The organism is Streptomyces sp. NPDC002104, assembly GCF_053593795.1.
In genome coordinates, this window is record NZ_JBSFDF010000001.1 from 323,522 (window position 1) to 347,126 (window position 23,605).

The following is a 23,605-nucleotide window of genomic DNA, read 5'->3' on the forward strand; positions in this document are numbered from 1 at the left end:
TGGTCCGTCCATGGCCGAAGATCGCCGCTCTGGCCCGTACCAATGGCCCATTCATCGCGGTCCGAGTTGAGCCATTGCCCCTGCGGATGCTTATCTGTGTCCTATCCATGTATCTACGGCGCCACGCAGCGCCGGACGGCAACGAGGCCGCTCCGGACCGTGGCGCCTTCGCCGTGCCCGTGAACCGCCCACCACCCCCGGGCGGCAGCGGGCCCGGCGTGCTCCATCGCAAGGGGGGCGGCACACCGCCGTGAAGAGGATGTTCGTGGCTCCGGATCCGGGGCGGGCAAGACTCAGGAACGCGTCGCGGGCCGTCATCGGCGTCGCGCTCGCGGTGGCCGTGGCCGAGCTCTGCGGGCTCTCGCTCGTCGCGTCGATCACCGGGGGACTGGCGGCCCTGCTCGCCCTCTTCACGGTGACGGACGCCACCGTGCGCGCCCAGCGGGTGACCACCGCCCTGCTGCCGGCCGCCGGTTTCCCCGTACTGGCCCTGGCCACCACCCTGCACGGCGTACCGCTCGCCCGCGACGCTGCCTTCGTCGCCGTGGTGTTCGCCGGCGTCTACGCCCGCCGGTGGGGGGTGCGCGGCCACGCCCTCGGGATCTTCGCCTTCATGAACTTCTTCGTCACGCAGTTCCTGCACGCCCGGCCCGCCCAGTTGCCCGAGCTCTTCGCGGCCGTGGGACTGGCCCTCCTGTCGGCCGCCGCCGTGCGGTTCGTGCTGTGGCCGATCGAGCGCCGCGTACCGCCCGCCGCCGTACCGCCCGCGGCGCCGGGGACCGGCCTGGCCCGGCCGACCACCCGCCAGGCCTTCCAGGCCACCGCCGCCTGCGCGGTCGCGCTGGGCATCGGCCAGACCCTGTCGCAGGACCGCTGGTACTGGGCGGTCGGTACCGCCTGGTGGATCTTCGTCAACACCGCCTCGCGCGGCGAGACCCTGGTGCGCGGCTTCCGCCGGGTCCTCGGCACGGTGTTCGGGATCGGCGTGGGCCTGCTGATCGCGATCCCGCTGGACGGGGCGCCGGCGCCCACGGCCGTCCTCGTGGCGCTCTGCGTCTTCGGGATCTTCTACACCGCCGCCGTGTCCTACAGCTGGATGATGCTGGCCGTCACCGTGATGGCCGGCCTGCTCTACGGGCTGCTGGGCGTGCTCGATCCCGGTCTGCTCGTGCTGCGCCTGGAGCAGACGGCCGTCGGCGCGGTGTGCGCCGGGCTCGCCGTGATCCTGGTGCTCCCGGTGACCACCCACGCGACCAACGACATGTGGATCCAGCGCGCCCTGCGCTGCGTGCGCACCTGCACGGCCGAGGCCGCGGCCCGGCTCGCCGGCTCACCGGTCGCCGACCCCGCGCCGCACGCCGCGGAACTGGAGCTGTTCCTGGGCCGGGTACGGCTCTCGCTGGCTCCGCTCGTGCACCCGATGAGCCCCTACCGCGGCCGCAAGGCCCGGGCCCGCCGGGTGCTCGCGCTGCTCGACGAGTGCGCCGTGGAGGTCCGCGGGCTGGTCGCGGTGGCGGCGGACCCGGACGCGAGCCACGACGCCCGGCTCGCGGCGGCGTGCTGGCGCGTGGAGGCCGCCGTGGAGGCGCTGCTGACGCCGGACGCGGCGCCGGAGGCGGAACGCGCACCGCAGGCGGGGCGCGGCCCGGCCGCGCAGGCGGCGAATCCGGCGAAGCCCGCCGCGGAGCCCGCGCTGGCGCACCTGCACGGTCTGGAACGGCTCCTCGCGCAGCTCGACGGGCCCCTGCGCACCGCGTCACGCGCCCCGCTGGTGGGTGCCTGACCCCGGCGGACCGGGCACGTCCCGGCCGGAGTCGAGGACCCCGGCCTTGGCGAGGCTGAAACCGAGCTCGGCCCTGCTGCGGCTCGCGAACCGGGTCGCCGCGCGTTTGATGTGTGCGCCGATGGTGCGGGTGCTCAGGCCGAGGCGCTGGGAAATGGCCTCGTCCGTGTGGCCCCGCACCATGAGTTCGAGGATGGCCCGCTGGATGTCGTCGGTGAGCCGGGGAGGGCGGTGTCCCGTCGGCTCGAACTCGACGGGCACCGCCCGTTCCCAGACGCCTTCGAAGGTCTGCACGAGGTACTGGATCAGGCCGGGTTCGCGGATCTCCAGGGCGTACGCCTCCTGCCCGCTCCGGGCGAGCACCGCGATGAAGGCGGCCGACCGGTCGCACACGATCAGCCGCTCGAACCCCTCGCCCGAGGTCAGTACCTCGGCGCCCTCCTGGGTGATCCGCTCCATGTGGGCGAGCGTCGGAGCGTGCGCGCGCACCGTGTGCCCGTAGACCGTGCGCTGGCGGACTCCCCGGCCGGCCAGGGCCAGATCGCGCGGCAGCGCGCCGGCGAGGGCGCCGGAGGGGCGGCCGCCCTCGGGATGCGCGCTGAGCAGCTCCTGCGCGCAGGCCTCCAGGGCTCCCCGGACGGCGGTGTCGATGACCTCGCGGCCGATCAGCGGCTGCACGTGGGCCTTGTGGCGCTGACGTTCGTGCCGGTAGACGGCGTCCATCGGGGAGAGGGAGGCGATCAGGGTGTCGAGCGCGGCCCGCTGCTCCTGGATGGCCCGCTTGATGGGCCGCGCGAGGGCGATCGCGGCGACCGAGGGCGGTACCGGGAGGTGGTCGGCGGAGCCTTCCGGTGTGCGCAGCAGCCCGAAGGCGATCAGGCAGTCCGGGACGGTCCCCGAGAGGCCGCCCTCCCGTAATGCCCTGCGGTAACCGTCCGCGCAGTCACCGCAGATCGAGGTGCAGGCCTCCCCGTCGGGCCGTGCGCTGTCGGTGTTCATCCGGACCCCTCTCCCGTTCCGTCTTCCTGTTCCGGCAATGCAAGATCAGGATGCCCCGGCCCCGTTGGCCGCGGGGAAGGGGAACGGCAGGATCCTTCCTGCCTGGTGATCGCGCAATGGCCCACATGACCGGTGGCGGGAGTGGCGACGGTGGAACGAGACAGTGAGTCCGAGCGGGGTACCGCGCAGGCGGCCCTGACCGAGGCCCTGGACCTGCTGGCCCGGGCGCGCAAGGCCGTGGACGAGGCCTACGGATCCGACGGGCAACTCGCCCGGGCGGCACTGCACTTGATCGACTGCGCCGGTGACGCCGCGGCCCTGCTCTCCCGTGAGGGCGGCCTGGACGCGGCCCGCGAGGCGCTGGGCTCCGCCCGCTCCGCGGTGGTGGCCGCCACCGCCGCGGTCCGCGTGATCCACGACGAGGCGCGCATCTGAGCGGTTCGCCGCGACCGGACGGCCAACGGGACGGCCGGCGGGCGACGTTGCCGCGGATGGTACGTCTCCCCAAGTCCCGTTCGCAGGCCGATCGATGAAGATCACACGGAGGAGTGTTCCGGGCGCGCCTTCCGTACGCCGCTGACCTGCGGCGTGTACAACGGGTGATGGTTCATTGCGCATTCATCCGGCATGGCGCCCGTTCACGGCGCGCGGGGTGGACCTGGTCGGATCGGACAGGGGGTAACCGCCCGGAATGGAAATACTTCAACAGCGTTCCAGCACCGCCGAGGTGTGGGAAGCGGCCGAGGAGTTCATCCGGCTGTTCCACAGGGAGCACGCCGCCAGTGCGGGCGGGGGCGATCCGCGCGAGCGTCTCGCGGCCGTACGGGACGAGCTCGCCGAGACGGGCACGTACCGGCACACTTCCGAGGAGCTGGAGCACGGCGCCCGCGTCGCGTGGCGCAACAGCAACCGCTGCATAGGCAGGCTCTACTGGAACTCGCTGCGCGTCCGCGACCGCCGCGGGGTCGCCGACGCCGACGGGATCGCCGAGGAATGCTTCGAGCACCTGCGCGAGGCCACCAACCGCGGCCGGGTCCGGCCCACCATCACGGTCTTCGCGCCCGACACCCCGGACCGCCCCGGACCGGTCATCTGGAGCGAGCAGCTGGTCCGGTACGCCGGCTACGGCGACCACCACTCCATAACCGTCGGCGACGCCCGCAACGCCGAGCTCACGAGCGCCCTGCTCGCCCTGGGCTGGTCCCGCGGCCCCGGCACCCCCTTCGACCTCCTTCCGCTGGTCGTGCAGGGGGTCGACGACAAACCCCGCTGGTTCGACGTCCCCCCGGACGCCGTCCTGGAGGTGCCCATCGAGCACCCCGACGGAGCGGCCGGCGGTGACGGCTGGTCGGACTGGGGCCTGCGCTGGCACGCCGTACCCGCGATCTCCAACATGTGCCTGGAGATCGGCGGCATCCACTACCCGGCGGCCCCCTTCAACGGCTGGTACATGGGCACGGAGATCGGCGCCCGCAACCTCGCCGACACCGACCGCTACAACCTGCTGCCCGCGGTCGCCCGCCGCATGGGCCTCGACACCGCCAGCGACCGTTCCCTGTGGAAGGACCGCGCCCTCGTCGAGCTCAACCGGGCGGTGCTGCACTCCTTCGACCGGGCCGAGGTCACCATCGCCGACCACCACACGGAGTCCCGGCGCTTCCTGACCCACCTGGAGAAGGAGGAGCGCAAGGGCCGTGACGTGGGCGCGGACTGGTCCTGGATCGTGCCGCCCATCTCCGGCTCGGCGACCCCGGTCTTCCACCGCACCTACGAGGACCGGCCGAGCTCGACCGCCTACGTCCACCACTCCGGCGCCCAGGAACGGGCCCAGGGACGGGATTTGGTCTAGACCTTCTGCTACCGTCGCTCCCAGGGGGTACCTCCCAGCGTTGGCTGGGGGAGGATCCGGAACGGCGGAGAGGGGTCTCCCGTGGGCGACGCGGACAGTGGTGCGGGACGTACGGACCGTACGGCCGGCAGCGGCGGACACCTGGCCTGGATCGGCTCGTTCACCTCGGGGGGCGGCCGCGGTGTCACCACCGCGGCCGTGGATCCGGCCACCGGAGCGCTGACCCCGCTCTCGGCCACGGACGCCGTCGCGGACCCCTCGTACCTCGCCCACGACCGCGCCACCGGCGTGCTGTACACCGTGAGCGAGGTCGAAGAGGGTGCCGCGGCGGCCTTCCGGACCACCGCCGGGGGACTCGTCCCCCTCGGCCCGGCCGTCCGCGTCGGCGGCTCCGGCCCCACCCATCTCAGCGTGGCCGGGCGCCGGCTGCTGACCGCCCACTACACCTCCGGCAGCGTCAGCAGCCTCCCGCTCGCCGCCGACGGCTCGATCGGCGGCCCCGCCGCCGTCCTGGCCCACCAGGGCTCGGGCCCCGACTCCGGCCGGCAGCGGGGCCCGCACGCCCACCAGGTGCTGCCCGCCCCCGGCGGCCACTGGGTGCTCAGCGTCGACCTCGGCACCGACTCGGTACGGGTCTGCGCGCTCGACCCCGCCACCGGCGCCCCGGTCCTCCACACCGAGACCGCGCTGCGCGCGGGCACCGGCCCCCGGCACCTCGCGTTCCACCCCTCCGGCGAGGTGGTCTACGTCCTGCACGAGCTGGAGCCGCAGCTGACCGTCTGCCGCTGGAACGGGGAGTCGGGCGCACTGGAACCGGTCGGCGAGGTTCCGGTCGCCTCAACGGGCGCTCCAGGGGCCCCCGCGGCCTACCCTTCGGCCATCGTGGCCTCGGCCGACGGCCGTTTCGTCTGGGCGGCCGTCCGCGGAGCCGACACGATCGTCACCCTCTCCCTGGCCGGAGGGGCGGAGAAGCCGCTGCTCACAGGCGCCGTGCCGTGCGGGGGCAGGTGGCCGCGCGACCTCGCCGCCGACCCCTCGGGGCGCCGGCTGTACGCGGCCAACGAGCGCTCCGGCGACGTCACCTGGTTCGACGTGGACCAGCTGACCGGCGAGCCGCGCCGGGCCGGCGCGGTGGCCGTGCCCGCCGCCACGTGCGTGGTCCTCGGCTGACCGCACACGTCACCGGCCCGCGCCGGAGCGCCGTACGTACGAGGGCCCGCGCCCCGGCTCGTTCGATTCGGAACGGTCCGGGGCGCGGGCCCTCGTACGTACGGCATGAGCCGGGGGAGGTCAGTGGGCGGCGGCGCCCTGGGGGATCCCGAGGGCGGCGGAGTACTGCGCGACGGCCAGCTTGCCGAGCGCGGGGTACGCGCCGAGCACCTCGGCGGCGCTGCAGCCGGCCTCCTTGCAGGCGGTGTCGAGGAGTCCCTCGGCGGCCTCCGGGCCGACCAGGTACGGGGCCAGCGCGAGCTGCGTCGAACCCTCGCGGCGGAGCTGGTCGGCGATGGCGGCCACCGAACCCTCCTCGTCCAGCGCGGCAGCCATCACCGGCACCGCGAGGCGGGCGGCCAGCAGCATGCCGGTGATGCCCGCGGCCTGCACGGCCTCCTCGCCGCCGGTGGTGGCCAGCACGATGCCGTCGGCGGCCGTGGTCACGCTGAAGAGCCTGGCCCGGTCGGCGCGGGCGAGCCCGGCCTCGGACAGCCGTACGTGCAGCCCCTCGGCGAGCAGCGGGTGCGGACCCAGCGGGTCGGCGAGCTCGGCGGCGGCCGAGGAGTCCATCAGGGCCTGGCGCATGCGGCGCAGCAGATCCCCGTCGGGGCCGGCCAGCAGGGGCACGACCACGGCGTCCGGACCGGTCGGCGCGGGCACCTCCTGCCCGGCGGCGCGGGCGGCCTCCGCGCGCGCGGCGCGGTCCTGGGCGACGGTGTCCAGCACGCCCGACAGGGACGGGAACTCGGTGGCGTCGTCACCGTCGAGGAAACCGACCCGGGCGTCCAGGCCGGGCAGCTCGGAGCGGCCGATGCTGATGATCTCTTCCGCGATCCCCCGCGAGGAGGCAGAGGGGGCACCGGGCACGGCGAGCACCAGCGCGGGCGCGCCCTCGGGCGCCACCGCGGGCTCGGGCCGGCGGTGCCGTCCGGTCTGGCGGGGTCGCGGCATTCGTACGGGCAGGCCATTTGCGGGCCCAGTGGGGGAGCTCATGGCGCCGCATGCTACTGGTTTATCGAAACCGGGTGTTCGGGCAGGGCCTTCTCCGGCGGCATCTGTCCGTATTTATCCGGGGAATGTCAGATACCGTTCGCCTCTCCGGTCACCCGGCCGGTGACGGTTCCCGTCAGCCCGTGGCGGGAAGCCGCCAGTCCACGGGCTGCGCTCCCTGGCGGACCAGCAGGTCATTGACCTTGCTGAACGGCCTCGACCCGAAGAACCCGTTGTCCGCTGACATCGGGGACGGGTGCACCGACTCCACGGCCGGCAGATCGCCCAGCAGCGGCCGCAGGTTGCGCGCCTCGCGCCCCCACAGCACCGACACCAGGGGCGTGCCGCGGGCCGCGAGCGCGCGGATGGCCTGCTCGGTCACCGCCTCCCAGCCCTTGCCGCGATGGGCGTTGGGCTTGCGCGGGGCGGTGGTGAGCGAGCGGTTCAGCAGCAGGACGCCCTGCCGGGTCCACGGGGTCAGATCCCCGTTCCGCGGCTTGCCCGTACCGAGATCGGCGTGCAGTTCGCGGAAGATGTTGTCGAGGCTCGGCGGCCACGGGCTGACTTCGGGGGCCACCGAGAAGGAGAGGCCGATCGCGTGCCCCGGCGTCGGGTACGGATCCTGCCCGACGATCAGCACCTTCACCTGGTCGAAGGGCTGTTGGAACGCGCGCAGCACGTTCGCCCCCGCCGGTACGTAGGTTCTGCCCGCCGCGATCTCCGCGCGCAGGAAGTCGCCCATCGCGGCGATCTGCGCCGCCACCGGCTCCAGAGCCCGGGCCCAGCCCGGCTCGACGATCTCGTTCAACGGTCGTGCTGCCACGGTCGATCACTCTACTGGCCCAGTCCGCCGCCCGGTGCCACCCTCAGGCGTCCTCTGCGACGCCGCGGCCGGGAGCGCTCATGTCGCCCGTCGCGGGAGTGCCGCCGGCGAGCCCGTACCGCAGGAACACGGTGCCCTTGGTGCCGGTGGCCGGGGGCGCGAGGAGCGTGAGGCTGGTGGGCACGGAGCCGTCGTCGAACACCTTCTTGCCGACGCCGAGCACGAGGGGGTGCACCCAGAGGTCGAGCCGGTCGAAGAGCTTCTCGCGCAGGAGCGTCTGGACGAGGTTCAGGCTCCCGACGACCTTGATGTGCTCGTGCCGGTCACGGATCTCGCGCACCGCGCCGGCGAGGTCCGGGCCGAGCAGGGTGGACCCGGCCCACGAGAGGTCGGGCCGGCCGCGGGAGGCCACGTACTTCGGGACGCCGTTGAAGAGCGTGGCGATGTCGCCGTCCTCGCCGCCCTTCTGGTGGGGCCAGTAGGCGGCGAAGATGTCGTACGTCCGCCGGCCGAGCAGCAGGGCGTCCGTGCCCTCGTACGCGGCCGCGATCTGCGCCCCGGTGACCTCGTCCAGCAGGGGTGCCTGCCAGCCGCCGAACGGGAACCCCACCGGGTCCTCGTCGGGTCCGCCGGGCGCCTGCCCGACGAGGTCGAGGGTCGCGAACAGCTCGATGTGGATGAGGCCCATGGCGTGCTCCCGGTGAGTCGGCTGCCGTCGGATGTGTCCGTCAAGGGATAGACCTTCCGGCGCCCGAAAACTCATCGCCACGCGGCCGGGAACTCATCCCCACGCGGCCGGGAACTGATCGCGACGCGGCCGGGAACTGATCGCGACGCGGCCGGGAACTGATCGCCACGCGGCCGGAGGGCCCGGCGCCCGTTGTCGCTTCGATATCTGTTCGCAACAGGTTCGATTGCTCCAACTCCTCGTCCCGGACGTCCCATTCAACACCGATGACGTTCGAGGGAGACCGTATGGAGACCCACGAGGACCGCCCACCCGGCACGACCCGCACGTCCGCCGCCTCCGGCGCACCCCGCAGGGGCCGCCCGGCCCGGTGGAGAACCCCCGGCAGACTGACCGCCGCGGTCCTCGCCGGCGGCCTCCTGCTGGCCGGATGCGGGAGCGGCGGCTCGAACCGCAGTGCCGACGGGGAGTGGAAGGGCGGCGACGCCCGGCCGCGGCCGTCCGCCAGCCGCCCCGGTACGGACGCCACCGAAGGGGAGAGCGACGGGCGGCTCCCCACCGGACCGCCCGCCGACTACCTCTCCACCTTCGCGCTCGACGTGGACACCGCCAGCTACGGGTACGCCCGCCGCACCCTCGCGGACGGCAAGCTCCCCGACCCCGCCACCGTGCGCCCCGAGGAGTTCGTCAACAGCTTCCGGCAGGACTATCCGCAGCCCGACGGCGACGGCTTCTCCGTCACCGTGGACGGAGCCCGCACCACCGAGCAGAACTGGTCACTGGTCCGCGTCGGCCTCGCCACCCGGGTCGGCAGCGGCGGGGCGGACGGCGCCGAGGCCCGGCCGCCCGCGGCGCTCACCTTCGTCGTGGACATCTCCGGATCCATGGCCGAGCCGGGCCGCCTCGACCTCGTCCGCAGCTCCATGGGCCTGATGACCGACCGGCTGCGCGAGGACGACTCCGTCGCCGTCGTCACCTTCAGCGGCAAGGCCGAGACCCGGCTGCCGATGACCCGCGTCGAAGGCAACCGCGACCGCATCCACGAGGTGATCTCCGCACTGCGCACCGCCGACTCGACCAACGTGGAGGCCGGGGTCACCCGCGGGTACGAGGTCGCCGTCGAGTCGCTGCGCCCCGGGGCCACCAACCGGGTCGTCCTGCTCTCCGACGCCCTGGCCAACAACGGCGCCACCTCCGCCGACACCATCCTGAACCGGATCGGCGAAGCCCGGACCCGGCACGGGATCACCCTGTTCGGCGTGGGCGTGGGCAGCGAGTACAACGACGCCTTCATGGAACAGCTCGCCGACCGGGGCGACGGGCACACCACCTACGTCTCCGACGCGGAGGGCGCCCGCAAGGTGTTCTGCGAGGACCTCCCGGCACAGGTGCAGCTGCGGGCCCGTGACGCGAAGGCGCAGGTCGCCTTCGATCCGCAGACCGTCGAGAAGTTCCGGCTGATCGGCTACGACGACCGCCGCGTCGCCGACGGCGACTTCAGGAACGACAAGGTCGACGGGGGAGAGGTCGGCTCCGGCCACTCGGTGACCGCCCTCTACGCGGTCCGGCTGCGCCCCGGCGCCGGCGGACACCTGGCGACGGCGACGGTGCGCTGGCTGGACCCGCGCACCCGCGCCCCGCACGAGGAGTCCGGCACGATCGAGGCGGCGGCCCTGTCCGGCGACGTGTGGAGCGCGGCGTCCCCGCGGTTCCAGGTCACCGCGGTGGCCGCCTACTTCGCCTCCGCCCTGCGGGAGCGCGACGGCGGCTGGGAGCGCGTGCCGGGCGCCCTGCCGCTGGGGAGCCTGGCCGGGCACGCGGACCGGCTGGCCGGGAGCACCGAGGACCCGGCCGTACGGGACCTGGCGCAGGCCGTGCAGCAGGCCCGGGGGCTCACCGGCTGAGGCCGGAGGTGCGTACGGGCCGCCGGCCGGCCTTGGCCGTCTCTTCCGGAGACGGCCTAGCCGTTCAGCACGGCGGCCCGTACGCACAGGACGTCGGGGAGGTGCTCGGCCAGCAGCTGCCAGCTGTCCCCGTCGTCGTGGCTGGCGTACAGCTCGCCGTTGCGGTTGCCGAAGTAGATCCCGGCCGGGTCCGCGTCGTCCGTGCACAGGGCGTCGCGCAGCACCGTGCCGTAGTGCTCCCCGTCCGGCAGGCCCTTCGTCAGGGGTTCCCAGGTCGCGCCGGCGTCCCGGGTCCGGAAGACCCGGCAGCGGTGCTCCGCCGGGACGCGGTCGATGTCGGCGTTGAGCGGGAAGACGTAGGCGGTGCCCGGCCGGTGCGGGTGGGCGGCCACCGCGAAGCCGAAGTCGGAGGGCAGGCCGGAGCCGATGTCCGTCCAGCGGGCCCCGGCGTCGTCGCTGCGGTAGACGCCCCAGTGGTTCTGCAGGTACAGCCGGTCGGTGTCCCCGGCGTCCTGGGCGATCTTGTGCACGCATTGGCCGAACTCGGGATCCGGATCGGGCAGGAACACCGCCGAGACCCCGTGGTTGGACGGGGCCCAGCTCGCCCCGCCGTCCGTGGTCCGGAACACCCCGGCCGTGGAGACCGCGACCGTGACCAGGTCCGGGTCGCCGGGATCGGTGATCACCGTGTGCAGGCCCTCGCCGCCGCCGCCCGGGACCCACCTGTCCCGGGTCGGATGCTCCCACAGGGGGCGGACCAGCTCGAAGGACACGCCGCGGTCGGCCGAGCGGAACAGCGCCGCCGGTTCGGTCCCCGCGTAGACCACGCCGGGGGCCTCGGGGCCGGCCGGATGGAGCTGCCAGACCCGTTCCAGGGAGGCTCCGGTGTCCTCGGGGAACTTCACGGCGGCCGCGGCGGGCTCCTGCCAGGTCGCGCCCAGGTCGTCGGAGGTGAAGACGGACGGCCCCCAGTGGGTGCTGTCCCCGGCGACCAGGAGCCGGGGCGCGCCGCCGCGCCGGTCGATGGCGACGGCGGAGACCGCCTGGGCGTTGAAGTGCGGCTCACCGAACTCCCACGTGCCGCCGGCGCCCCGGCGGCCGATGAACAGTCCCTTGCGGGTTCCCGCGAGCAGTAGCACGTCGGTCATGGCCGACACCTCCGGACGTCTTTGTCCTGCACGGCAGCTTTCCGCCAGTCTGCACCCGGCCACTGACAGCGGCAGGGCGCCGCGCGTGAGGGCTGTCCCTGACGCCCGTCCCCGACGCCCGTCTCCGTCACCGACGCCCGTCTCTGTCACCCCGGTCATACGAAGAGTCTCGTACTACGAGAGATTTCGTAGTACGGTGAATCTCGTACTTAGCGGCGCCGATTACCGGTGCGCTTCCAGTCGTCTCTGGAGACCTTCATGAGTGCTGCCCCCGCATCCTTCACCGCGCTGTTCCAGCCGTGGACCATCCGCTCGGTCACCGTCCCGAACCGGGTGTGGATGGCCGCGATGTGCCAGTACAGCGCCGAGCCCTCCGGCCCGGACGCGGGCGCGGCCAACGACTGGCACTTCGCGCACTACGCGGCCCGCGCCACCGGCGGCACCGGCCTGATCGTCCAGGAGGCCACGGCCGTCTCCCCCGAGGGGCGGATCTCCCCGTACGACCTCGGCATCTGGAACGACACCCAGGTCGAGGCGCTGCGCCGGATCGTCTCCTTCGTCAAGAGCCAGGGCGCGGTCCCCGGCATCCAGCTCGCCCATGCCGGCCGCAAGGCCTCCACCGACCGCACCTGGAAGGGCGGTCGGCCCGTCGGCCCCGAGGCGCACGGCTGGCTGCCCAGCGCCCCGAGCCCCGTGCCGTTCTCCCCGGACCACCAGGTCCCGCACGAGCTGACGGTCAGTGAGATCCAGGACGTGGTGCGGCAGTTCGCGGCCGCGGCCCGGCGCTCCCTCGACGCCGGCTACCAGGTCGTCGAGATCCACGGCGCCCACGGCTACCTGATCGGCGAGTTCCTCTCCCCGCACAGCAACAAGCGCACCGATGAGTACGGCGGATCCTTCGAGAACCGCGCCCGTCTCGCCCTCGAAGTCACCGACGCCGTACGGGCGGTGTGGCCCGAGGAGCTGCCGCTGTTCTTCCGCATCTCCGCCACCGACTGGCTGGAGGAGGACGGCTGGACAGCCGACGAGACCGTCCGGCTGGCCGGGCTGCTCCAGGAGCACGGAGTGGACCTCCTCGACGTCTCCACCGGCGGCCTCGCCCCCGGAGTGACGATCCCCGTCGGCCCCGGCTACCAGGTGCCCTTCGCGGCCCGGGTCAAGGCCGAGACCACCCTCCCGGTCGCCGCCGTGGGCCTGATCACCGAGCCGGAGCAGGCCGAGAAGATCCTGGCCAACGGCGAGGCGGACGCCGTCCTGCTGGGCCGGGAGCTGCTGCGCGACCCGTTCTGGGCCCGCCGCGCGGCCGTCGAGCTCGGCGCGGGGATCCGTACGCCCGAGCAGTACCACCGCTCCTGGTGAACCGGCGCGGTGCGGGGACGGGGGTCCCGCACCGCACCCGCCGTTCGGCTCCGCTCCTACGATGACTCTCGTACGATGGAGGCGCAGACCAGGCATCACCCAGCGAGTGGAGTACGGACATGACGGAACGTGACGCGGCCCGTGTCCTCGCCCACCCCGAGGCCACCGAGATCCGGCTCGAAGGGGTCCTGCACGCCCTCTCCGACCCGGTCCGGCTCTCCATCGTCCGCGATCTCGCGGCCACGGAAGCCGAGCTGGCCTGCTCGTACTTCGAGCTCCCGGTCACCAAGTCCACGACCACGCACCACTTCCGGGTCCTGCGCGAGAGCGGTGTCGTGCGCCAGTGCTACCGCGGCACGGCCAAGATGAACGGGCTGCGCCGCGCGGAGCTGGCGGAACTGTTCCCCGGGCTCCTGGACGGGGTCCTCGCGGCGGCCGCCGCCGAGCAGGCGCGCGACGCCGGCTGACGTGGGTTCCCGGGCCCCGGAGCTCCGGACTCGGACCCCTAGATCCCGGCCCCCCCGGCGGGTCAGTCCGTGCCGCCCGCCGCCGCCAGCAGTCCCGCCCAGTCCGGGATCTTGACGGAGCGCCGGCCCAGGGAGCGCCCCAGTTCCGCCTCCGCCGTCTCGATCGCCAGCCACCCCGGCCACCGGACCGGCCGCAGCCCCGCCGCGCGCAGGGCCTCCAGCGGGTCCCGCTCCCGGTCGCGCCGGGCCAGCGCCCCCGCGTCCTGGAGCAGGGAGGAGGCCGTCTCCTTCGCGCAGGGCCGGTTGGTGCCGATGACCCCGGTCGGGCCGCGCTTGATCCAGCCCGCCACGTACTCGCCGACGGAGGCCCGGCCCTCGCGGAGCACCCGGCCCGCCGCGTGCGGGACCGTACCGCGCCGCTCGTCGAAGGGCAGCCCGTCCAGCGGCACGCCCTGGTACCCCACCGAACGCAGGACCAGCTGCGCCGGGACGTCCTCGTAGACCCCCGTGCCCGTGACCCCGCCCAGGCCGTCGGGGGCCGTCCGCTCGAAGCGCATCCCGGTGACCCGGCCGTCCGGGCCGCCGAGCACCTCCACCGGGCGCAGGAAGAACCGCAGCGCGATCCGCCGGTCCCCGCCGCTCGCGGGAGCCGCCGCCCAGCCGCGCAGCACCTCCACGTTGCGCCGGTTGACCGCGGGCAGGGCCGCGGCCGGGTCCGCGTACGCCGGGTCGAGGGCCAGTTCCGCCCGGTCGGCCACGGTGTCCACGCCCGGCAGCGTGCCCAGCTCGCGCAGCTCCTTGGTGGTGAACTTGCCCTGGGAGGGCCCGCGCCGGGCCACCATGTGGACCGTGCGCACCCCGCTGGCGCCGAGCGCGCCCAGGGCCGGCTGCGGCATGTCGGTGGGGGCCAGCTCCGGAACGCCCCGGGCCAGGATCCGCGTCACGTCGACCGCCACGTTCCCGGCGCCGACCACGATCGCCGCGTCCACCCCGGGCAGCCCGAACGCCTCGGCCGCGGCGTCCGGATGGCCGCTGTACCAGGAGACGAAGGCCGTGGCGGAATGCACCCCGGCGAGGTCCTCGCCGGGGATGCCGAGCATCCGGTCCCGTGCCGCGCCGACGCAGTAGACCACCGCGTGGTACAGCTCCAGCAGCCGGGCGGTGGGCAGGGCGTCCCCGCCGACCTCGACGTTCCCGAGGAAACGGATCCGCTCGTCCTCCAGCACGGTGCGCAGGCTGCCCTGGAGGGACTTGATCTTCTCGTGGTCGGGGGCCACCCCGTAGCGCACGAGTCCGTACGGAGCCGGCAGCCGGTCGAGCACGTCGACGCGGATCCCCGGCACCTCACGCTGCTGTACGAGTGTCTGCGCGGCGTAGACCCCGCTGGGGCCCGATCCGACGACGGCGATACGAAGCACGGCGGAGCTCCTCCCGCAGGTGCTCCCAGCATGACACCGGGTGCCGGGGCCGTCAGCCCATCGCGCGCATCCGGTGGATCTCGGCGCTCTGGGTGGCCGCCACCTCGTTGGCCATCTCCTCCACGGCGGCGTTGTTGCCCGCGGCCAGGACCTCGCCGGTCATCTTCAGGGCGCCCTCGTGGTGGGCCGTCATCAGGGTGAGGAAGAGCCGGTCGAAGTCCGGCCCCCTGGCCCCGGCCAGCTCCTTCAGCTGCTGCTCGGTGGCCATTCCGGGCATCGCCGCGTGGTCGTGGCCCCCGGCGGCGGCGCTCGGCGCCGGGTTGCGGGCCGTCCATCCCTCCATCGCGCCGATCTCGGGCTTCTGCGCGGCCGCGATCCGCTCGGCGAGCCGTTTGACCCCGTCGGCCGAGGCCCGGTCGGGGGCCAGCGCGCTCATGGTCAGCGCCTGCCCGTGGTGCTCGATCATGTTCCGCACGTACGCTCGGTCCGCCGCGTTGGGGCTGTCGTCGGGAAGTTCCTTCGCCGCCTGTTCGGGGGAGAGGGTGCGGGCCTTCTCGCCGGGTCTGCCCGGGGCGATCACCGCCGGCTTGCCCCCGCCCGCGGTGTCCGGGGCGCCGCCGTCGGTGCAGCCGGTGAGGGGGAGCAGGAGCCCGAGGGTCAGGGCCGCTCCGACGATTCGCCCGAGTGAGACTTTCGCCATGTCCATGCAAAGGACCATACTGCCGGGGTCCGCGTTCCGTTCCCACCACGGGCGGAACCGACCGGACCTTTGGGAGGGCACAGTGACCTCGATGCACACCAGCAGAGCGCGGCGCACATCCCTGGGAGTGGCCGTGGCTGCGGCCGGACTCCTCACCTCGTTACTGGCGGCCGGACCCGCGGCCGCCACCCCGGACCCGGGAGACCTGATCCCGGGCGCGGGTGCGCCGCAGAGCGCCGCCACCGCGGCGGGCGCGGGACGGGAACTGGCACCCGGTGAGATACCCGGCCAGGACGAGATCGTCCACAGCCGCAACATCAAACCCCTGGCCAACATCCCGAGCACCGATGTGAACCAGATCAATTCCGACATGACGTTCCAGGGCAAGTACGCCTACGCGGGCAACTACAACGGCTTCGTGATCTATGACATCGGCAACCCCAGGGCGCCGAAGAAGGTCACCGAAGTGCTCTGCCCCGGCGGGCAGAACGACATCTCGGTCGACGGGGACCTGCTCTTCCTGTCCACCGACTCCTCGCGCAGCGACGACTCCTGCAACAGCGTCTCGCAGCCCGCCACGGAGAAGTCCTCGTGGGAGGGCATCAAGATCTTCGACATCAAGGACAAGAAGAACCCGAAGTACATCAAGTCCGTCGAGACCCCCTGCGGTTCCCACACCCACACCCTGGTGCCGGGCGGCCGTGACGACTACCTCTACGTCTCCTCGTACAACCCGAGCGAGGCGTTCCCCGACTGCCAGCCGCCGCACGACGGCATCTCGATCGTGAAGGTCCCCAGGAAGCAGCCGACCCAGGCCGCGGTCGTGGCCTTCCCGGTCCTCTTCCCCGACGGGGGCAACCCGGGCGCGCCCACCAACCCGGGCGTCTCCAAGACCACCGGCTGCCACGACATCACCGTGCTGCCCTCGAAGGACCTCGCCGCGGGCGCCTGCATGGGTGACGGCATCCTCTTCGACATCAGCAAGCCCGAGGCGCCGCGCGTCATCGACCGCGTCCAGGACAACGTGAACTTCGCCTTCTGGCACTCGGCCACCTTCAACGAGCGCGCGAACAAGGTGGTGTTCACCGACGAGCTGGGCGGCGGTGGCGGCGCCACCTGCAACGAGGCCACCGGCCCCAACCGGGGAGCCGACGGCATCTACGAGATCACGGGCCGCGGCGACCAGCGCAAGCTCGTCTTCAAGAGCTACTTCAAGATCCCGCGCCCGCAGGCCGACACCGAGAACTGCGTGGCCCACAACGGCTCGCTCGTGCCGGTCGGCGGCGGCCGCGACATCATGGTCCAGGCCTGGTACCAGGGCGGCATCTCCGTCTGGGAGTTCACCGACTCCACCCGCCCGAAGGAGATCGCCTACTTCGAGCGCGGCCCGCTGACCACCGACAAGCTCGGTCTCGGCGGTTCCTGGTCCGCGTACTACTACAACGGTCACATCTACTCGAACGACATCGTCAAGGGCCTCGACGTGCTGCGGCTCGACGACTGGCGCACCGACAGCGCCAAGTGGGTGCGGCTGGACCGGCTCAACGTGCAGACCCAGCCCGAGTACCACTGACGCGAGCCGACCACCGCTGACGCACCCCCACTACCGCTGACGCGGTGAGGGAAAGGTTCCGCCGGGCGGTCCACCGTCCGGCGGGACACCCAGCTCCCAGTCGAGCCCGTACCGCTGGAACAGCTCGGCCCGCAGCCGGGCCGCCGGCATCGGCGCCCCCGGCAGCAGCACCGCCACCACCGCGCCCATCAACAGGGCGCGCAGCAGCGGATAGTCGATGTCCACGTCCGCCGACCCGTACCGCACCACGGTGTCCCGCAGCAGCTCCGCCAGCCGCTGCTGTTCGGCGCACTGGACGAAACCCTCCGCCTGCAGGATCCCCGCCATGTGGGTCCGCATCAGCCGGGGCCGGTCCATGGCCAGCCCGAGGATCGCGTCGATGGCCCGGGCGAGGCGCTCCGGGCCGTCCCCGGGTCCGGCCGGCCGCGGCTCGCGCTCCAGCGCCGCTTCCAGCGTGAGGTGCATCAGCCGGTGCACGGCGGACTGCAGGAGCTGGCGCTTGCCCGGGAAGTAGTACGACACCAGGCCGCGGGCGGCCCCCGCCCGGTCGGCGATGTCGCCGAGGGTGGTGGCTTCGTAGCCGCGTTCCGCGACGAGTTCGACCGTGGCCTGCAGCAGCCGCTCCCGGGAACGCCTGCGCAATTCTTCATTGACCGATGCGCTGCGCGGGGACATGCTTGCTCCTGCGTTGACTGGCTCGCGGCCAGTATACTCAGCGCGCCGGACCGCCGGCTCTGGGCGACACGGGGGATCGCCCAGAGCAGGCACCGTCCGAGACGGCGAGCACCACGAGCACCGCGCCCAGCAGCCAGCCCGCCACAACGTCCGAGAACCAGTGGACGCCGAGGTAGATCCGGGTGAAGCCGACCCCGAGGACCGAGACCGCGGCCAGGGCGACGACCAGCGACACGGCCGGGCGGGGCACCGCGCGCGGACGCGGCGACGGCTGCGCGGCCGGCCGCCCCGGTCCGCGCACGACCAGCCACACGAGCAGACCGCAGACCACCGTCGCCGTCAGGGCGTGCCCCGACGGATAGGCGGCGTAGTCCGCGGTGACGACCGGATCCGGCCAAACAGGCCGCTCCCGCCCCACCAAGAGCTTCAGTCCCTGACTCACCACCGCGGCCGCGAGGGTGGCCAGCGCGATCCGCAGCGCGCACCGGCCCCTGCCCCGCCACCACAGCCACAGGCAGGCCGCACCCGCCAGGACCCGCATGGTCCACGGGTCCCAGACCCAGTCGCTGAGCACCCGCACCAGCCGGGTGACCCCGGGGTGGGAGACGGCGTAGGAGTGCAGACCCCGCGCGATCCGGCCGTCGAGGGACATCAGCGGACCCCAGCCGACGGCCACCAGCACCGTCAGGACGACCGAGGCGACGAGAACCGCGCCCCACAGCGTGCACACCAGCGGGTTCCGCCACGGTGCGTGATCGTTCCGCATACGGCGATCCTTGCACGGGTGCCCGTACCGGACCGCGGTCCGGCCGCCGCGCCGCGCGGCGCATGCGGCGCATGCGGTGCGTGCGCTCCGCGGGGCCGTGCGGGACGCGCTCAGGCCAGCGTGCTGAGTCCCGGTCCGAAGGCCACCAGCAGGGGAACCGCCGGAGCCAGCGTCGCCAGGGCCGTCAGCCGCATCCGGCGCACGGCCGACAGGCGGGGGGCGGCCGCCAGCAGGCGGCGGACCCGGTGGGGGACGTGTGCGTGCGGGGCGGGGGACGGGCCGAAGACCCCGCGGTCCTCGTTCAGGCCGATCAGGGCCAGGGCCGTGGTCAGGCGTCCGTACCGGCGCGAGGCCACGTCGTCGGCCGCCAGCTCCACCAGCCGGTGCATCTGCGCCTCGAACGCGGCGAAGACCGGGACCTGCGGGAACCCGCCGGACAGCGCCCGCGAGCAGTGCAGGAGCCAGTCGTGCCGGGCCGCCGCGTGCCCCTGCTCGTGGGCCAGTACGGCGTCCAGCTGGCTCCCCTTGAGCCGGCCCAGCGCCGCCGTCGTGACCACCAGCTGCGGGACCGGACCCGGCAGCCACCAGCTGTCGGGCCGCTGCCCCTCCAGGACCACGAGCCGCCCCCCGGCGGCCTCCTCCCCGGGCATCAGCGGAGCGCGCAGCAGCAGTTCCGCGCCCTGCGCACGCCGCCGGGCGCGGGCCCGCAGGATCTCCCGGGCCAGCATCGCCCCGGTCCACAGCCCGCCGACCGCCAGGGCGACGGCGGTGCCCGCGGCCCAGAGCCCGCCCGCGGCGTCGAGCGCGTAGGCGTCGACCACGCCGTGCGGGGCCGCGGCGAACAGCCGGCCCCGGACGGCCTGCCAGGCGGCGGCCGCGCTCAGCAGCATCGACAGGCCGAAGCACAGGAGCACGGCGCCCACCACGCACTGCCACGCCCACAGGGCCACGACGGGCTCGTGGTCGGGCCACTCGGCCCGGGCCAGCAGACGGGGCGCGAGCACCGCGGTCAGGGCGCCGAGCAGCAGGAGAACGGCGGGGACCATCATGGGCCTCAGCCTAGGAGCGTGCGACTACCTGCGGGTATGGTCCGGGCCAAGGGTGACGCAGGACACGTTTGGCCTCCGCGCCCGCCGGCCTCACATCGTGCTCAGCATCGCCAACATGCCCATCCCCATGGCCAGTCGGCAGGCGCGGATCACCTCGGCCGGCCCGGCGGGGGCCCCGGTGCCGTCCGCGGCACGCGCCGTGCCGGTGCCCGTGCCCGTGCCCGTGCCGCCGACGGTGACCAGCCGGGCTCCGCCCAGCACCACGTAGCCGGCGTAGTAGAGGAGCAGCAGGCCGGTGAGCAGCGGCAGTCCGGCGCCCTGCCCGTGGGCGTGGCCGGCGGACCCCGGTGCCGCGCCCGCGCCCGTCCCGGCGGCCAGCACCATGTAGACCATGGTCAGCGAGCCCACCAGATGGTGCGCGTGGTGCGGGCCCCCGCGCAGCAGCCACAGGGCGTGCAGCGCCGCCCCGCAGAAGACCGCGCCCAGTACGGGCGCCTGCCAGCCGCCGCCCAGCCGCAGCGGCACCGCCATGAGGGCCATGCCGAACCCCATCGCCGCCTCCCCGGCCGCCGCTCCGCCGCCGGCTCTGCCCGCGCGCCGCAGACAGTACGCCCCGCTCGCCGCGCAGAGCAGGACGAGGAGCCAGGCGCAGACGGCGGTGGAGAGGGACGTGGCGGGACCGTGCACGGCGGAACCTCCCGGTTCGTCGGCTTCACCGGAAGAGATGCCCCCTTCACACGGCCATCACGCCGGGCGCGGTTAGGCTCTGTGGGACCACCGGAAGACGCACCTCGCATGACCTCGCGTGACCTCGCGCAGAACGGAGCCCTCGATGCCGAGCGCCGCCCCCCAGGCCTTGACCTACCGCAGCGCCGTGGAGGCGGACGTCCCGGCGCTCGTGGCGCTCGTGGAATCGGCGTACCGGGGCGATTCGAGCCGTGGCGGCTGGACCACCGAGGCGGACTTCCTGGACGGGCAGCGGACCGACGCCGAGGACGTGGCACGGATCGTCGCGCACCCCGACGGCATGCTCCTCGTGGTGGAGCGCGACGGCGGGATCGTCGCCTGCTGCCACCTCGAACACCGCGGTGACCACGTCTACTTCGGCATGTTCGCGGTCCGCCCCGGGCAGCAGGGCGGCGGACTGGGCAAGGCGGTCATGCTGGAGGCCGAGCGCCGCGCCCGCGAGCAGTGGGCGGCCAAGGAGATGCGGATGACCGTGATCAACGTACGGGAGGAGCTCATCGCCTTCTACGTGCGCCGCGGTTACGAGCGCACCGGCGAGATGAGCCCCTTCCCCTACGGGGACGAGCGGTTCGGCGTTCCGCTCCGCGACGACCTGGCCTTCGAACTGCTGGTCAAGACGCTGTAGTCGCGGGGGCGGGGCCCACGGGCCGTCCGTGGGCCGACCGCCGACCGCCGACCGCCGACCGCCGACCGCCGACCGCCGACCGCCGACCGCCGTACGCCGACCGCCGCACGCGCGCCGCGCGGTCCGTGCGGTCCTCAGGCGGTGAAGCGGCCCGTGGAGCGGATCTCCGGGAAGTCGGTGAGCACGCCGTCGAGTTCGAGGGCCCGTGCGAGGCGCAGCCGCTCCAGCGTGTTGACCGTCCAGCCCGTCACGCGCAGTCCGGCCTCGTGCGCCGCCTCCACGGTGTGCAGGGTGAGGTGGCCGATGTTCAGCGCCACCGTCTCCGCGCCCGCCAGCGCGGCCCGGGCGACGACCTCCGCGGCGTCCGCCGGGGTCTGGTTCGCGTAGAGCACGGTCCGTACGCCCGGCACCAGCCGGGCCGCCTCCAGGATCACCTCGTCGCGGAAGGAGGCCACTTCCACCCGCCCGGTCAGATCGCGGCGCAGCAGCAGCTGCGCGAAGACCGCGACGGCGGCGAGGTCGTGGACCTGGACCCGGAGCGGGGCGCGGACCGCGTCGAGGACCTCGTCCAGGACCGGGACGTGCTCGCCCTCCCCGGCGTCCAGCCCGCGCAGTTCGGCCAGCGTCAGATCGGCCACGGCTCCCGAACCGTCGGTGGTCCGGTCGACCTCGGCGTCGTGCAGGACGACGAGGGCGCCGTCCTTGCTGAGCCGCACGTCCAGCGCGACGACGTCCATGCCGGAACGTTCCGCGCGGACGAACGAGCGCAGCGTGTTCTCCGGTTCGACACCCATGACCCCGCGGTGCCCGATGGTGAGGAAAGTCAAGGTTCTCATCCTTCCGTCGACGGCGGCTCCCCGCGCGGCAGCGGTGTCCCGACCGGCCGCGCGCGATGTGAGGCGCATGCTAGTGCGCCCCGCGTGCGATGAAACCGCCTTTGCGGGGCCTCCGCAACGCCGTCCGGCCGCTTCCCGACGGGCCCGCCGAGGGCTGGAGAGCCCCCGGCGCGGCCCGCGCGGTCACCCGGGGGTGGGCGCGTCCCCGCCGGCTTGACGTTGCTGCGCGCGCGGGTCCGCCAGGCCCTCCAGGTCCGCCAGCAGGGCCCGCGTCAGCTCCAGTTCGGCCAGGTGCTGGCGCTCGCTCCAGCGCAGGGCAAGGACCGGGAACGCCCAGTCGGGCTCGGTGGCCGCGTGCGCCATGGCCTCCCGTACGGAGGCCAACTCCTCGGTGGTGCGCTCCAGATGCTCCGTCACCATCGCGCGCAGCCGCTCCGGCTCGGCCAGGTGCCCGAGCCAGACCCGCAGCAGCAGCCCGTGCTTGAGCACCGGGGGGCCCGCCTCGGCGACGTCGGAGGCCCAGCCGGCCAGCGCCTCGCGCCCGGCGGGGGTGATGCCGTAGCGGCGCTTGGCCCGCGCCTCCTCGGGACCCGAGCGCACGGAGGCCGCGTAGCCGAGCTCCTCCAGGCGGCGCAGTTCGGCGTAGATCTGGCTGATGGCCGGCGACCAGTAGAAGAAGCGCAGTGAGGAGTCCGCCCACTTCTTCAGCTCGTAGCCGGTCCGCTCCCCGGGGAAGGAGAGCAGGCCGAGAACCGCCCACGCGGTCGGTGGAAGCTCTTGCTTCTTCGACGTCTGACTACTAGTCATATTTCGAATAGAAGTGAGACCGGGTACGGGACGCAACCCTGGAGGCACCGTGAAATTCTCCGTGATCTTCGAAGCTCAGCTCGCCGACCCGACCGTGGAACGGGAGCATCAGGTCATCCGGGACTGCGTCGAGCAGGCCGTGCTCGCCGAGCGGATGGGGTTCGACCGGATCTGGGCCGTGGAGCACCACTCCCTGAAGTGGTACGCCCATATGTCCGCTCCCGAGATCTTCCTGACCTGGGTGGCGGCCCGGACCAACACCATACGCATCGGGCACGGCGTCGTGTGCATGCCCTTCGCCTTCAACCACCCCGTCCGGGTCGCCGAGCGCGCCGCGATGCTCGACCTGCTGTCCGGCGGCCGGGTCGACCTCGGGGCCGGGCGGGGCGGCACCGTGCAGGAGACCTCGCTGTGCGGGGTGGACAAGGAGCGCACCACCGCGGAGGTGGAGGAGGCCCTGCGGATCATCGGGAAGGCCTGGCAGGAGGAGGAGCTGGAGTACCACGGGGAGCTCATCGACATCGATCCGCACCCGATCCTGCCCCGGCCGAGCCAGCGGCCCCATCCGCCGCTGTTCCTCGCGTGCAGCCGGGCCGAGACCCTGGTGCAGGCCGCGGAGCTGGGCGTGGGGGCGCTGGTCATGGGCTTCGCCGGGCCGGAGTCCATAGCCGGGATGCGCTCCGTCTACGACGCCGCGATCGCCGGCCGGGACGGCGGCCGGTTCGTCTCGACGGCCGTCAACGACCACTTCTCGGTGCTCTGCCCGACCATCGTGCTCGACGACCCCGAGGAGGCGCGGCGGATCGGGATCCGGGGGCAGCGGTTCTTCGCGCAGTCGATCGGCCACTGGTACGGCGGCGCGGGGGTGCCGGACGAGGCGGTGGTCGCGGGCGCCGACGAGGGGGCGGAGATGCGCAGGGCGGCCGAGCAGGTGGTGGCCCGGCTGCACGAGCAGGACATCCCGGTACGGCCGACCGCGACGGCCACCTTCAACGCGGACCACGCCTACGGCGGCGCGGACGAGGCGATCGCGTACGTGGAGCGGCTGCGGGAGGCGGGGGCCGACGAGATCATGTGCCTGATCCAGATGGGCACCGTGCCGCAGGAGGCCTGTCTGGAGACCCTGCGGCAGTGGGGCGAGAAGGTCATTCCGCACTTCGCGAACCAGCGGGCGTAGGGGGGGCCAC

Annotated in this window: 23 protein-coding genes; 10 read left to right on the forward strand and 13 right to left on the reverse strand. The window is 73.6% G+C overall.

The genetic code is table 11. From position 1 onward, the window contains the following. Positions 1–259: 259 nt before the first annotated feature. Complete coding sequence (locus tag ACWCP2_RS01410) at positions 260–1,783, forward strand: FUSC family protein (RefSeq protein ID WP_450906688.1); 1,524 nt, start codon at positions 260–262, stop codon at positions 1,781–1,783. On the opposite strand, the gene ACWCP2_RS01415 is transcribed toward ACWCP2_RS01410, so the two are convergent. Further along, entirely contained in the window at positions 1,757–2,782 is a 1,026-nt protein-coding gene (locus ACWCP2_RS01415) for a helix-turn-helix transcriptional regulator (protein WP_450906523.1), read from the reverse strand. The two genes, ACWCP2_RS01410 and ACWCP2_RS01415, sit on opposite strands and share 27 nt — an antisense overlap. Positions 2,783–2,932: 150 nt before the next feature. Here ACWCP2_RS01415 and ACWCP2_RS01420 point away from each other — a divergent pair, with 150 nt between their 5' ends. From ACWCP2_RS01420 to ACWCP2_RS01430, 3 genes are all read left to right on the forward strand, one after another. After that, positions 2,933–3,217, forward strand: coding sequence for a hypothetical protein (locus ACWCP2_RS01420; RefSeq protein WP_450906524.1), 285 nt, complete (start codon positions 2,933–2,935; stop codon positions 3,215–3,217). 256 nt (positions 3,218–3,473) lie between these two features. Then, entirely contained in the window at positions 3,474–4,631 is a 1,158-nt protein-coding gene (locus ACWCP2_RS01425; RefSeq protein ID WP_450906525.1) for a nitric oxide synthase oxygenase, read from the forward strand. An 81-nt stretch (positions 4,632–4,712) separates the two neighbouring features. Then, on the forward strand, positions 4,713–5,801 hold the full coding sequence (locus ACWCP2_RS01430) for a lactonase family protein (RefSeq protein WP_450906526.1): 1,089 nt from the start codon (positions 4,713–4,715) through the stop codon (positions 5,799–5,801). A 120-nt stretch (positions 5,802–5,921) separates the two neighbouring features. Here ACWCP2_RS01430 and ACWCP2_RS01435 read toward each other — a convergent pair whose 3' ends face one another. The 3 genes from ACWCP2_RS01435 to ACWCP2_RS01445 form a co-directional block, all read right to left on the reverse strand. Then, positions 5,922–6,836 (reverse strand): sirohydrochlorin chelatase, encoded by a 915-nt coding sequence (locus tag ACWCP2_RS01435; RefSeq protein ID WP_450906527.1) that lies wholly within the window; start codon positions 6,834–6,836, stop codon positions 5,922–5,924. Positions 6,837–6,969: 133 nt separating this feature from the next. Beyond that, positions 6,970–7,656, reverse strand: coding sequence for a uracil-DNA glycosylase (locus tag ACWCP2_RS01440; RefSeq protein WP_450906528.1), 687 nt, complete (start codon positions 7,654–7,656; stop codon positions 6,970–6,972). A 43-nt stretch (positions 7,657–7,699) separates the two neighbouring features. After that, positions 7,700–8,344, reverse strand: coding sequence for a dihydrofolate reductase family protein (locus ACWCP2_RS01445; protein WP_450906529.1), 645 nt, complete (start codon positions 8,342–8,344; stop codon positions 7,700–7,702). 287 nt (positions 8,345–8,631) lie between these two features. Here ACWCP2_RS01445 and ACWCP2_RS01450 point away from each other — a divergent pair, with 287 nt between their 5' ends. Further along, positions 8,632–10,248 carry a YfbK domain-containing protein gene (locus tag ACWCP2_RS01450; protein ID WP_450906530.1) on the forward strand — a complete coding sequence of 539 codons (1,617 nt, stop codon included), beginning with the start codon at positions 8,632–8,634 and terminating at the stop codon, positions 10,246–10,248. A 56-nt stretch (positions 10,249–10,304) separates the two neighbouring features. On the opposite strand, the gene ACWCP2_RS01455 is transcribed toward ACWCP2_RS01450, so the two are convergent. Then, entirely contained in the window at positions 10,305–11,396 is a 1,092-nt protein-coding gene (locus ACWCP2_RS01455) for a WD40/YVTN/BNR-like repeat-containing protein (RefSeq protein WP_450906531.1), read from the reverse strand. A gap of 258 nt (positions 11,397–11,654) precedes the next feature. Between ACWCP2_RS01455 and ACWCP2_RS01460 the strand changes: the two genes are divergently transcribed. Further along, positions 11,655–12,755 (forward strand): NADH:flavin oxidoreductase/NADH oxidase, encoded by a 1,101-nt coding sequence (locus tag ACWCP2_RS01460; RefSeq protein WP_450906532.1) that lies wholly within the window; start codon positions 11,655–11,657, stop codon positions 12,753–12,755. Positions 12,756–12,874: 119 nt separating this feature from the next. After that, positions 12,875–13,222 carry an ArsR/SmtB family transcription factor gene (locus tag ACWCP2_RS01465; protein ID WP_450906533.1) on the forward strand — a complete coding sequence of 116 codons (348 nt, stop codon included), beginning with the start codon at positions 12,875–12,877 and terminating at the stop codon, positions 13,220–13,222. A 62-nt stretch (positions 13,223–13,284) separates the two neighbouring features. Here ACWCP2_RS01465 and ACWCP2_RS01470 read toward each other — a convergent pair whose 3' ends face one another. Beyond that, positions 13,285–14,640, reverse strand: a complete 1,356-nt coding sequence (locus ACWCP2_RS01470) for an FAD-dependent oxidoreductase (RefSeq protein ID WP_450906534.1) — start codon at positions 14,638–14,640, stop codon at positions 13,285–13,287. Between the two features lie 52 nt (positions 14,641–14,692). After that, positions 14,693–15,346, reverse strand: coding sequence for a DUF305 domain-containing protein (locus tag ACWCP2_RS01475; RefSeq protein ID WP_450906535.1), 654 nt, complete (start codon positions 15,344–15,346; stop codon positions 14,693–14,695). Positions 15,347–15,431: 85 nt separating this feature from the next. Between ACWCP2_RS01475 and ACWCP2_RS01480 the strand changes: the two genes are divergently transcribed. Next, a complete protein-coding gene (locus ACWCP2_RS01480) occupies positions 15,432–16,913 on the forward strand; it encodes an LVIVD repeat-containing protein (protein ID WP_450906536.1) in 1,482 nt (493 codons plus the stop codon). 30 nt (positions 16,914–16,943) lie between these two features. Here ACWCP2_RS01480 and ACWCP2_RS01485 read toward each other — a convergent pair whose 3' ends face one another. The 4 genes from ACWCP2_RS01485 to ACWCP2_RS01500 all read right to left on the reverse strand — a co-directional run bounded on the left by ACWCP2_RS01485 (position 16,944) and on the right by ACWCP2_RS01500 (position 20,090). After that, on the reverse strand, positions 16,944–17,588 hold the full coding sequence (locus ACWCP2_RS01485) for a TetR/AcrR family transcriptional regulator (protein ID WP_450906537.1): 645 nt from the start codon (positions 17,586–17,588) through the stop codon (positions 16,944–16,946). Between the two features lie 37 nt (positions 17,589–17,625). Further along, entirely contained in the window at positions 17,626–18,354 is a 729-nt protein-coding gene (locus ACWCP2_RS01490; RefSeq protein WP_450906538.1) for a phosphatase PAP2 family protein, read from the reverse strand. 110 nt (positions 18,355–18,464) lie between these two features. After that, the gene (locus ACWCP2_RS01495) at positions 18,465–19,403 is read right to left on the reverse strand and encodes a M56 family metallopeptidase (RefSeq protein WP_450906539.1); all 939 of its coding nucleotides are present in this window, start codon (positions 19,401–19,403) and stop codon (positions 18,465–18,467) included. A 90-nt stretch (positions 19,404–19,493) separates the two neighbouring features. Then, positions 19,494–20,090, reverse strand: a complete 597-nt coding sequence (locus ACWCP2_RS01500; RefSeq protein ID WP_450906540.1) for a DUF5134 domain-containing protein — start codon at positions 20,088–20,090, stop codon at positions 19,494–19,496. A 145-nt stretch (positions 20,091–20,235) separates the two neighbouring features. On the opposite strand from ACWCP2_RS01500, the gene ACWCP2_RS01505 reads away from it, so the two are divergent. Continuing rightward, positions 20,236–20,775, forward strand: coding sequence for a GNAT family N-acetyltransferase (locus tag ACWCP2_RS01505; RefSeq protein ID WP_450906689.1), 540 nt, complete (start codon positions 20,236–20,238; stop codon positions 20,773–20,775). Between the two features lie 134 nt (positions 20,776–20,909). Here ACWCP2_RS01505 and ACWCP2_RS01510 read toward each other — a convergent pair whose 3' ends face one another. Both ACWCP2_RS01510 and ACWCP2_RS01515 read right to left on the reverse strand, forming a co-directional pair. Then, positions 20,910–21,602, reverse strand: a complete 693-nt coding sequence (locus ACWCP2_RS01510) for a glycerophosphodiester phosphodiesterase (RefSeq protein ID WP_450906541.1) — start codon at positions 21,600–21,602, stop codon at positions 20,910–20,912. Positions 21,603–21,794: 192 nt separating this feature from the next. Further along, positions 21,795–22,418: a helix-turn-helix transcriptional regulator gene (locus ACWCP2_RS01515; protein WP_450906542.1), complete on the reverse strand. Its 624-nt coding sequence runs from the start codon at positions 22,416–22,418 to the stop codon at positions 21,795–21,797. Between the two features lie 49 nt (positions 22,419–22,467). Between ACWCP2_RS01515 and ACWCP2_RS01520 the strand changes: the two genes are divergently transcribed. Next, positions 22,468–23,595: an LLM class flavin-dependent oxidoreductase gene (locus ACWCP2_RS01520; protein ID WP_450906543.1), complete on the forward strand. Its 1,128-nt coding sequence runs from the start codon at positions 22,468–22,470 to the stop codon at positions 23,593–23,595. Positions 23,596–23,605: the final 10 nt, after the last annotated feature.

What these genes read in the sequence shown, in the direction of transcription:
- ACWCP2_RS01410 (WP_450906688.1), top strand. Translation starts at nt 260, where the DNA reads ATGTTCGTGGCTCCGGATCCGGGGCGGGCAAGACTCAGGAACGCGTCG.
- ACWCP2_RS01415 (WP_450906523.1), bottom strand. Translation starts at nt 2,782, where the DNA reads ATGAACACCGACAGCGCACGGCCCGACGGGGAGGCCTGCACCTCGATC.
- ACWCP2_RS01425 (WP_450906525.1), top strand. Translation starts at nt 3,474, where the DNA reads ATGGAAATACTTCAACAGCGTTCCAGCACCGCCGAGGTGTGGGAAGCG.
- ACWCP2_RS01435 (WP_450906527.1), bottom strand. Translation starts at nt 6,836, where the DNA reads ATGAGCTCCCCCACTGGGCCCGCAAATGGCCTGCCCGTACGAATGCCG.
- ACWCP2_RS01445 (WP_450906529.1), bottom strand. Translation starts at nt 8,344, where the DNA reads ATGGGCCTCATCCACATCGAGCTGTTCGCGACCCTCGACCTCGTCGGG.
- ACWCP2_RS01450 (WP_450906530.1), top strand. Translation starts at nt 8,632, where the DNA reads ATGGAGACCCACGAGGACCGCCCACCCGGCACGACCCGCACGTCCGCC.
- ACWCP2_RS01455 (WP_450906531.1), bottom strand. Translation starts at nt 11,396, where the DNA reads ATGACCGACGTGCTACTGCTCGCGGGAACCCGCAAGGGACTGTTCATC.
- ACWCP2_RS01460 (WP_450906532.1), top strand. Translation starts at nt 11,655, where the DNA reads ATGAGTGCTGCCCCCGCATCCTTCACCGCGCTGTTCCAGCCGTGGACC.
- ACWCP2_RS01465 (WP_450906533.1), top strand. Translation starts at nt 12,875, where the DNA reads ATGACGGAACGTGACGCGGCCCGTGTCCTCGCCCACCCCGAGGCCACC.
- ACWCP2_RS01475 (WP_450906535.1), bottom strand. Translation starts at nt 15,346, where the DNA reads ATGGACATGGCGAAAGTCTCACTCGGGCGAATCGTCGGAGCGGCCCTG.
- ACWCP2_RS01480 (WP_450906536.1), top strand. Translation starts at nt 15,432, where the DNA reads ATGCACACCAGCAGAGCGCGGCGCACATCCCTGGGAGTGGCCGTGGCT.
- ACWCP2_RS01485 (WP_450906537.1), bottom strand. Translation starts at nt 17,588, where the DNA reads ATGTCCCCGCGCAGCGCATCGGTCAATGAAGAATTGCGCAGGCGTTCC.
- ACWCP2_RS01490 (WP_450906538.1), bottom strand. Translation starts at nt 18,354, where the DNA reads ATGCGGAACGATCACGCACCGTGGCGGAACCCGCTGGTGTGCACGCTG.
- ACWCP2_RS01495 (WP_450906539.1), bottom strand. Translation starts at nt 19,403, where the DNA reads ATGATGGTCCCCGCCGTTCTCCTGCTGCTCGGCGCCCTGACCGCGGTG.
- ACWCP2_RS01505 (WP_450906689.1), top strand. Translation starts at nt 20,236, where the DNA reads ATGCCGAGCGCCGCCCCCCAGGCCTTGACCTACCGCAGCGCCGTGGAG.
- ACWCP2_RS01515 (WP_450906542.1), bottom strand. Translation starts at nt 22,418, where the DNA reads ATGACTAGTAGTCAGACGTCGAAGAAGCAAGAGCTTCCACCGACCGCG.